Source organism: Streptomyces sp. NPDC027189 (assembly GCF_055566975.1).
The window spans coordinates 1-8,639 of the sequence record NZ_JBVHRI010000066.1; the positions used below are offsets into that span (position 1 = coordinate 1).

At 68.2% G+C, this 8,639-nt stretch carries 8 protein-coding genes and 3 pseudogenes; 1 reads left to right on the forward strand and 10 read right to left on the reverse strand.

All coding sequences use genetic code 11. The features are described from left to right. Positions 1–57: 57 nt before the first annotated feature. The 5 genes from ACZ4RZ_RS49935 to ACZ4RZ_RS49955 form a co-directional block, all read right to left on the reverse strand. On the reverse strand, positions 58–618 hold the full coding sequence (locus ACZ4RZ_RS49935; protein WP_467754316.1) for an RraA family protein: 561 nt from the start codon (positions 616–618) through the stop codon (positions 58–60). Next, a complete protein-coding gene (locus tag ACZ4RZ_RS49940; protein WP_081235550.1) occupies positions 615–905 on the reverse strand; it encodes a DUF6510 family protein in 291 nt (96 codons plus the stop codon). Before ACZ4RZ_RS49940 ends, ACZ4RZ_RS49935 begins: the two co-directional genes overlap by 4 nt. Positions 906–915: 10 nt before the next feature. Beyond that, the gene (locus ACZ4RZ_RS49945) at positions 916–1,635 is read right to left on the reverse strand and encodes an FAD-binding oxidoreductase (protein ID WP_111002479.1); all 720 of its coding nucleotides are present in this window, start codon (positions 1,633–1,635) and stop codon (positions 916–918) included. A 10-nt stretch (positions 1,636–1,645) separates the two neighbouring features. Continuing rightward, on the reverse strand, positions 1,646–2,257 hold the full coding sequence (locus tag ACZ4RZ_RS49950) for a molybdopterin-dependent oxidoreductase (RefSeq protein ID WP_467754318.1): 612 nt from the start codon (positions 2,255–2,257) through the stop codon (positions 1,646–1,648). 590 nt (positions 2,258–2,847) lie between these two features. Continuing rightward, the gene (locus ACZ4RZ_RS49955) at positions 2,848–3,495 is read right to left on the reverse strand and encodes a class I SAM-dependent DNA methyltransferase (RefSeq protein ID WP_405910228.1); all 648 of its coding nucleotides are present in this window, start codon (positions 3,493–3,495) and stop codon (positions 2,848–2,850) included. Between the two features lie 256 nt (positions 3,496–3,751). Between ACZ4RZ_RS49955 and ACZ4RZ_RS49960 the strand changes: the two genes are divergently transcribed. After that, entirely contained in the window at positions 3,752–4,144 is a 393-nt protein-coding gene (locus ACZ4RZ_RS49960; protein ID WP_467754319.1) for a hypothetical protein, read from the forward strand. Here the strand turns inward: ACZ4RZ_RS49960 and istB are convergent. The 5 genes and pseudogenes from istB to ACZ4RZ_RS49985 form a co-directional block, all read right to left on the reverse strand. Then, a complete protein-coding gene (gene istB, locus ACZ4RZ_RS49965; RefSeq protein WP_467754320.1) occupies positions 4,141–4,950 on the reverse strand; it encodes an IS21-like element helper ATPase IstB in 810 nt (269 codons plus the stop codon). The genes ACZ4RZ_RS49960 and istB overlap by 4 nt on opposite strands. Further along, positions 4,947–5,420: pseudogene (locus ACZ4RZ_RS49970) on the reverse strand (IS21 family transposase); the annotation flags it as partial. The pseudogene ACZ4RZ_RS49970 and the gene istB, both read right to left, overlap by 4 nt. A gap of 131 nt (positions 5,421–5,551) precedes the next feature. Then, positions 5,552–6,679 (reverse strand): hypothetical protein, encoded by a 1,128-nt coding sequence (locus ACZ4RZ_RS49975; RefSeq protein WP_467754321.1) that lies wholly within the window; start codon positions 6,677–6,679, stop codon positions 5,552–5,554. Between the two features lie 205 nt (positions 6,680–6,884). Next, positions 6,885–7,967, reverse strand: a pseudogene (locus ACZ4RZ_RS49980) (IS630 family transposase); the annotation flags it as partial. A 134-nt stretch (positions 7,968–8,101) separates the two neighbouring features. Further along, a pseudogene (locus ACZ4RZ_RS49985) lies at positions 8,102–8,639 on the reverse strand (IS701 family transposase); the annotation flags it as partial.

The following is an 8,639-nucleotide window of genomic DNA, read 5'->3' on the forward strand; positions in this document are numbered from 1 at the left end:
CACCGAGCAAGATCACACGATGGGTGGGGAGATCAACAGAGCGGGTTTGCCCCCACCTCAGAGCACCCAGTGGCCGTTTTCAACGAGCCCCATCACCCCCGCGACCACGACCGGCACGTTCGCCTGGTAGGGCGTGATCACATCGCCGCCCCATCGCACGGCCTCCGCGGAACAGTAGGCCGCGAAGGGGTGGGACTGCAGCTGGGCGAAGTCACGCAGCCGTGCGTCGGTGAGCACACCGGCCAGGCCGTAGCGCGTCAGGAGGGAAAGCTTGGTGCCGCCGCCGATGGAGACGTCGCGGTGGCCGTTGCTGGCCAGCACCAGCACCTTCCCCCGGCCACCGTCGGGTTCGACGCCCACCGCCTGCCGGAGCAGAGCGCCGAACGTGTGCGTCTCGGGGTCCATCATCACCGAACAGGAAGGGAAGAAGGAGATCGTGACCGCCGGGCCGAACAGGATCCGGCCCGGTGTCGGAGTGACGAGGTCGTGAATGTGCGCGCGGTGCCGATGGATTCGTCCCAGGGCGTCGACGATGTCCGCGCACGCCAGCGACCGGGCCGCCCGAGCGCGCCGCTTGGCCGGCGCCTCTCGCTCGTCGCCCGGCGAGGCGGGGGTCACGGCAGCTCCAGCATCCGGATCGACATCAGGGTGAGCTGGAGCCGGCGTGGCCGGTCGACGAGTAGCACCTCGCACGCCGAGCACGCCGGACAGCGCACCACCATGCCGGGGCAGCGCAGATAGACCCTGGTCTCGGCGACGCGGTGCCGATCCCCGCACTCGGCGCACTGCAGGACGATCGTGGTCGCGTCCCGGCCCAGGGCCAGCGACATCGCCCCGGCGACGGCGTTGCCGTCCACATAGCCGTCCTCCGGGGGCACCGAGAGGAGGTCTTCCTCTGCGTTCACTGCGGGCCTCCTATCCGAACCTCTCGGTCCTCAACGAGTCGGCGTCCAAGCCGGCGCCGATCAGTCCGCGGGCGGCTTCCTCGACGAAGGCGGTCGGGCCGCATACGTAAGCCCGCAGCCGCGGTTCGCGAACACCACCAGGACGAAGCAGCGCGCTCAGCTGCTCGGCTCTCAGCCGGCCGTGCTCGAACCCCGCCGCCCGTTCCCGGGTCAGATGGACGGTGCTCTCCGGCCCGTCGGGACCGCGCAGCTCGTCGGCGAAGATGACCCGGTCCGCGGTGCGCGCGGAGTACACCAGTCGCACCGGTGTGCCGTGAGCGCGGGCGGCCCGCCAGATGGCGCGCATCGGCGCGATGCCGGAGCCGCCGGCGACCAGGAGCAGCGGTACGTCGTCGCCGGGCCGCCATACGAAGTAGCCCCCCACCGGTCCCATGATCTCCAGGGCGTCACCGTCGGTGGCGACGTCGACCAGGTACGGAGACACCTCGCCGTCGTCCACGCGTTCCACGGTGATCTGCGGGGCCTCCCCGGGCGCGGAGGACAGCGAGAAGCTGCGGGTGGCCTGGTACCCGTCCTCGGCGGTGAGCCGGACGTCGATGTGCTGGCCGGCGACATGCCCCGGCCAGCCGGCGACGGCGAGCCGGATGGTGCGCGCCGAGGCGCTCTCACGCGCCGTACCAGCGACGGTGGCGGCTCGCCAGCCGTGAACGGGTCGCACGCGCGGTGGCATGGCTGAACGGTCAGTCACCGTAGTAGCGCTGTTCGAGGAACGGGTCACCGCGGTGGTGGTAGCCGGCGTTCTCCCAGAACCCCAGCTCGTCCTCGGGCATCACCCGGATCCCGCGCAACCACTTGGCGGACTTCCACAGATACAGGTGCGGCACCAGCAGCCGGACCGGCCCGCCATGTTCGGCGGGGATCGGACCGCCGTCGTAGCCCACCGCGACCATCGCGTCGCGGTCCACCAGGTCCTCCACCGGGACGTTCGTGGTGTAGCCGCCGTACGAGGACACCAGCGCGTAGGGCTCGTCGGCCACCCCGGCGTCCTCCAGCACGGCCGCCACCGGAACGCCCTGCCAGGTCGTCCCCAGCTTGGACCAGTGCGTGACGCAGTGAATGTCGGTCGTCAGGTCCACCACGCCCAGATCGTGCAGCGACGCCCACGCGTAGGTCTTCTCCGTGATCCCGTCCGTGACCACCAGCTCCCACGCGCGGGCCGGTACGTGCTGGGTCGGGCCCGCCGTGAGGACCGGGAAGTCACTGGTGACGAACTGCCCCGGTGGGACCGGGCCTTCCGTGCGTCGAGGACGTCCCGTGAATCCGCGCGTGACCATCTGTCGCTCACCACCCATCGTATCGACAGCGTAACCAACCGTGAGCGTTCTCGCCTGCGCCGCGATGAGTAGCCCGGATGCCTCCCCCGCCATCCCGCTGCAGCCGCAGCCGGGGACAGCGACCGGTCCGCGCGGGACGGGATGCGTGCAGGTCTTCGCGCGTGCAAGGTGGATACGTCGGCGGATGGGACCGCTTCGTCAGCAGTGGCATCACCATCGTCTGCGAACAGAGACTGCCATGCGGAGAATGCGAATCGCCGTTGCCGGCGCGACCGGGAACATCGGGTCCCTCACAGTGGCCGCTCTGGAACGGGCCGGACACGACGTCGTGCGTATCATCCGCCCGCTCGGCGTGGACCTGCTGGCTTCGTAGGTGACGGTGGACTCCACTTGTAGGTCAGTTCTGACTCCACCCGATGCGTGGGAGGCCGGATTTTGTAGCTGAGAAATGACTCCACCTGGCGGCCCCTCTGCGGCGGGTGCAGGTGTTCGAGGGCGTTATGTTCGGGGCCTACTTTTGTGGGGTCTTGGAACTTATAACCGTGCTGACGGTTTGGGCGGGGGCATCCCGTCTGGCAGCGGAGTCCGTCAGGCTGGCCGCGGCCTGTTCAGGCCGCGGCCGGTTTGCGCGCCAGTACGAACGCCTGCGGCCCCTTGTTCATCTCGCCCGGCGCACGGATCAGCCGCGCCTGGACGGCGAATCCGGCCTGCTCCAACAGTTCGGCGACCCGCTCGGGCGACTGCCAGTAGACGGTGAGCGACACGTCGTGCCCGTACGCGTGGTTCAGCGGGGACTTCCTGTCGCCCGCCTTGAAGGCCAGGAGCAGATGCCCGCCCGGAGTGAGAACCCGGAAGAACTCTGCGAACACCGTCGGCAGCTGCTCCAGGGCCATGTGGACGATCGAGTACCAGGAGACAACGCCGCCGAGCCCGCCGTCAGGAAGCTCCAGCGCGGTCATCGACCCGACCTCAAACCGGAGCTCCGGATTCTTCTTCCGAGCGATCTCGACCATCCCCGGCGAGAGGTCGATCCCGAACGCGGCCACCCCCGACGCGGCCAGATGTGCCGTCACGTGTCCAGGACCGCAACCGAGGTCGCCGACCGGCCCGGATTCGCGGACGAGTTCCATGAACTCGCCGAGCATCGCGCGGTCGTAAGGCATGCGTTCGAGGTCCAGTTTGATCAGCTCGGCGTAGCTGGCGGCGACGGTGTCGTAGGAATCTCTCGTCGCGCGCAGATCAGTGGATTCGGTCATGCGCGGCACCGTATCGGTCGTGACCGACAGCCCCGCCACCTACCCGAACATCTCGCAACGCCGTCGGGGTCTTGAAGATCGGTGTGGCTGGCTGTGTCGTCCGCTGGTGTGGGTCTCCAGGTGTCCTCGGGCGCGTCGGGTGATGGCACAGCGGGCTCGGAGCCGCTGGTTGGCGGGGTTGCGGTAGCCGAAGGCGCAGCGGGCGCCGGTGCCCTCGGCACGGTTAAGTTCCAAGACCCCTTTTGTGGGACGCCGGATGCGACGCACGCTGTGGTTCTGCGGCCTGGGAGGACACATGCAGGCGAAGCCGAGCACCGCCGAATTGATCGCCTTCGTGGGGGCTCGGCTGGCAGAGACCGCAGCGCAGGCCGAGTTGTTCCACGAGCTGGCCTGCGCTGCCGTCGCCTCGGGAGAGCCGGGACCGCGCACTGCCGTGTTCGAAGGCTGCGCCTGTCCCGTCCCGAGAGAGATGCTTGACCGGGCTCTGACGCTCCGGTCGGAGTTGGACGACTGCGAACGGCGGATCCGCTGCCAGAACCCGCGAGATCCGAAGTGGCCACTGGACCCTGTCTTCGCCGAACAGGCCCTCCGCGCCCGTGCTCTGCCCTTCGAGCTGCACCCTCAGTGGCAGGACGCGTGGCTTCCCTAGCCCGCGGCGACCGCGGCGGCGGCCTGCTGTTCGGCGCGGGCGCGGGTGGCGGCCAGGCGGTAGGAGTCGGTGCCGGTCTCGATGATGTTCCCGCCGAACGTCAGCCGGTCCACTATGGCCGCGCAGAGCCTTGGATCCGTAAAGGTTTTGGTCCACCCTCCAAAGGATTCGTTGGAGGCGATCGCCACAGAATTCTTTTCCTCACGCTCCGTCAAAACCTGGAACAGCAGCTCCGCCCCGCGACGGTCAAGCTCCATATAGCCGAGCTCGTCAATACAAAGGAGGTCGACCCGGCCGTAGCGGGCGATGGTCTTGGCCAGCAGCTTCTCGTCGGCGGCCTCGACGAGTTCGTTGACGAGCTTGGTGGCCAGCACGTACTTCACCCGGTACTCGTGCATCGCCGCCTCGGTGCCCAGCGCGATCAGCAGATGGGACTTCCCGGTTCCGCTGTCGCCGATCAGACACAGTGGCAGGCCCTTCTTGACCCAGTCGCATTTGGCGAGGGTGTGGATGGCGGCCGGGTCGATGACGGGGTTGGCGTCGAAGTCGAACTGCCGGATCGACTTCTCGCGCGGAAAGCCGGCCGCCTTGATCCGACGCTCGGAACGCCTGCGGGCCCGGTCGTCGCATTCCGACAGCAGGAGTTCGGCCAGGAATCCGCGATACGTCATCTGGTCACGGAGGGCGGCTTCGGCCAGTTCGGGGTACTGGGTGCGGATGGTGGGCAGCAGGAGCATCCGGCATGCCTGGTCCACGGCGGTGTCGGCGGCCTGTTCGGTCAGTCCGCGGTTGCGTTTGGCGGTCACGGTGCCTCTTCCTGGTATGCCTGGCCGTCGGCGGGCCGCCGGCGGAATCGCAGCAGCTGGTCGTAGGCGGCCACCGACGGCAGTGGCCTGGGGTCGGGCGGCAGCGCGGCCAGGCGCCGCTCGGTCAGCGAGGTCACCGTCGCCCCGCCGTCCACCCGGCGCGGCGCGATGTCCTGGTCGGCCGGCTGGTCGGCCTCGCCCCACTTGCGGGCCTCCAGGGCGACCGCGTCGGCGGTCAGCGCGCCGGCCCGCAGCGCGGTGGCGATCCCGGCCACCACGTGCTCGTGGACCATGTGCCGGTGCAGCAGCAGGACGGAGATGAGCGCCAGGGTGCCCTCCGCGTCGCCGTGGGCGGTGCATGCGGCCTGCCACCAGGCGTCGTGGACCGGGGTGAACTTGCCCGCCGAGCGCGCCTGGTCCAGCGCGGTCGCCCCGGGGAGCGCGCCGGGCTTGCGGACCAGGGCCGAGAGCCCGGTGCGCTTAGCGGTGCACGCCGGGTTCGGGAGGCGACCCGGAGAAACGGGCTGGTCGTGAGGCCAGTACCGCGCTCCGGGTCGACCTCACCGCAATCGAGTGTCGCGGTTCGTTCTCCGAACTCGGCTCAGGCGGTAGCCGTCTCGGTTGGAGATGTGTTCGGCAACGGCGTCCCGCCGATCTGGAGGTGTACGCCGTCGGGCGAGCCGGCGGTGTAGGTCGGCTTCAGGCTGAACCTGATCGAAGAGATGGGCTCCCGCCCACGAAGGCGAACGCTGCCGTTGGAGTCACTGGGCCCGAGGGTCCCGTCAGGGCCGATGACAGGATCCGCAAACTCGCCTCTGACCTTGTTGCCGTCGACCTCGAAATGATCGTCGCCGCTGAGCCGGTCGACGCGCGTACCCGCCGAAAGCTCCACAAACTCAAGCTCGGAGGCGAGCGATCCCAGGTGGAATACGGGATCCTTCACCGGGGGACGGAAGCTGACTTCGAACACACTGCCTTCAAAATGACCGACCATTTCGATCATGTCCGAGGCGGGCAGCGGTGGGGTGAAGTACGCCAACCCAAATTCCGTCCAGTCCTCGTGCAGGTAAGCGGCACCCAGGGGCCCGGTGAGCAGCACCGTGGTGCGGCGGTCCAGAGTCCCGACGGCCTCGGTCCGCTCATCGTTGCGGGACGTCCAGTCGACGAACACAGGCTGTTCTACCGTCCCGCCGATCTGGAGGTGTACGCCGTCGGGCGAGCCGGCTGTGTAGGTCGGCTTCAGGGTGAACCTGATCGAAGAGATGGGCTCCCGCCCACGAAGGCGAACGCTGCCGTTGGAGTCACTGGGCCCGAGGGTCCCGTCAGGGCCGATGACAGGATCCGCGAACTCGCCTCTGACCTTGTTGCCGTCGACCTCGAAATGATCGTCGCCGCTGAGCCGGTCGACGCGCGTACCCGCCGGAAGCTCCACAAACTCAAGCTCGGAGGCGAGCGATCCCAGGTGGAAGACGGGATCCTTCACCGGGCTACCGAAACTGACTTCGAACACACTGCCTTCAAAATGACCGACCATTTCGATCATGTCCGAGGCAGGCAGCGGTGGGGTGAAGTACGCCAACCCAAATTCCGTCCAGTCCTCGTGCAGGTAAGCGGCACCCAGGGGCCCGGTGAGCAGCACCGTGGTGCGGCGGTCCAGGGTCCCGACGGCCTCGGTCCGCTCATCGTTGCGGGACGTCCAGTCGACGAACACCGGCTGAATCGTTGCCATTTGCCTTGACCGCCTCACACCGGACCGGATCGGCCACCTCCATGGCGGCTGAATGAGGGATTCCGGCCCAGGTCGCATCTACCGTGGCGCGGACCCGACACGATGGGGCAGAGCGCGAATCAGGGGCGCTCGAAGCACAGGTGGCCCACTCCCAAGACCCGTGAAGAACGGCCGTGACCAGTGGGGTTGGCATGCCGATCGGATAGGGCAGCGCGGCACATGTTCTGTTTGCGCTTGCCGGAGACGAAGGCGGCCTGTCCGGGGCGTCCGGCCTTCGGCCGACGGACCTGGTTTTCGTTGCCGTCGATGCGCAGTGTGACGTTTTCGGCCTCGGCAGCTCGTCCAGTGAGCAGAACACGCCGCGTTCCAGACAGCGCCGTTCCAGCTCGGCGAACCACCGCTCGACCTGGTTGATCCAGGACGAGTACGTCGGGGTGAAGTGCAACGCGAACCGGGGATGCGCCACAAGCCACTTGTGCACCACCGGCGCCTTGTGGGCCGAAAGATTGTCGCAGATGACGTGGACCGCCAGGCCGGGATCGGTCTGGCGGTCGATCTCGTCGAGGAAGTCACGGAAGTCCACCGCACGGTGCTGCGCGGACAGCTTTCCGATCACCTTGCCGGTGGCGGTGTTCAGGGCCGCGAAGAGGTCCACTGTGCCGTGCCGGACGTAGTCGAAGCTGCGCCGCTCCGGGGTGCCCGGGACCATGGGCAGCACCGGCGCGGTCCGTTCAAGGGCCTGGATCTGCGGCTTCTCGTCCACTGCGAAGACCGCGGCGTTCGCCGGCGGCGCCAGATACAGCCCGACCACGTCACGGATCTTGTCGATCAGCAGCGGATCTGGAGAGATCTTGAAATCCTCGGTCCGCCACGGCTGGAGGCCGAAGGCTTGCCAGATCCGCAGCACGCTCGTCGGTGAGATCCCCACCTCCCGGGCCAGCTCGCGCTTCGACCAGTGCGTCGCACCCTCCGGGACTTCTTCCAGAGTGCGCACCACCACCTCCTCCACCTGGGAGTCCGTGATGGTGCGCGGCACCCCCGGGCGTGGCTCATCGGACAACCCGTCGAGCCGGCCGTGCAGGAATCTGGTCCGCCACCGGGCAACCGTCCCGCGATCGGTCTCCAGGCGCGCGGCCACCGCGGTATTGCTGAGTCCCTGGGCGCACATCAGCACGATCCGAGCCCGCTTCGCCAGGCCCTGCGCGGTCGTCCGGCGTTTCGCCCATCCCTGCAACGTCAGCTGCTCGGCCTCGGATAACACCAGCGGTTCCAGCCTGTTGTCCCCCACACCGTCAGCACACCGAAGCAGAGCCGCGCTGTCACCAGCACGGCCATGATCTGAAACGGAACACAGCTCACGTGGCGAAGCGAGACCTCAAGACCGGCTCACTAGCGGTGGTTTGTTAGACCGGGCAGTAGAGATCAAGAGGTCTGCCGCTGCCGACGGTGTTGATCAGTTCCTGGAGTGCTGGGGGCGGGGGCTTCGTCGACCATGCTCGCCAGTAGCGTTGCAGCGTGGCCCAGGGCGTTAGCCAGCCACGGACGGCCCGGAGTGCCTGGGGCCAGCACGCCGGTTGGGGCTGCTGGGGCCCTGGTTCTCCCCCTCTCTAACGGGCCTGGCAGTGCGTCAGGACCGGATGGCGGATCGGCTTGAACGGGCGGGGGCGGAGCGAACCAGGTGTTCCAGCAGAAGCTGAAAGCGCAGTTCACGAGGGTCTGGTGGCGGCGGATGGCGGCATCGGAGCGGACCTGGAAGTCGGCCCAGCCGAGTTCGTCCTTGACCTGTTTGTAGCTCTGTTCGACCCAGTGCCGCAGCCCGTAGATCCGCACGATTTCGGCGAGGGCGGCGGGCGGGTAGGGCGATTCGGTGATGCGTGGGGAGCCCGGGCGGGGAAGGTCGGTGGCCAGGTACCAGGTCGCCTTCGCCGGCAGGGTGGCCGGGTCGGCGGTGGCCACTACC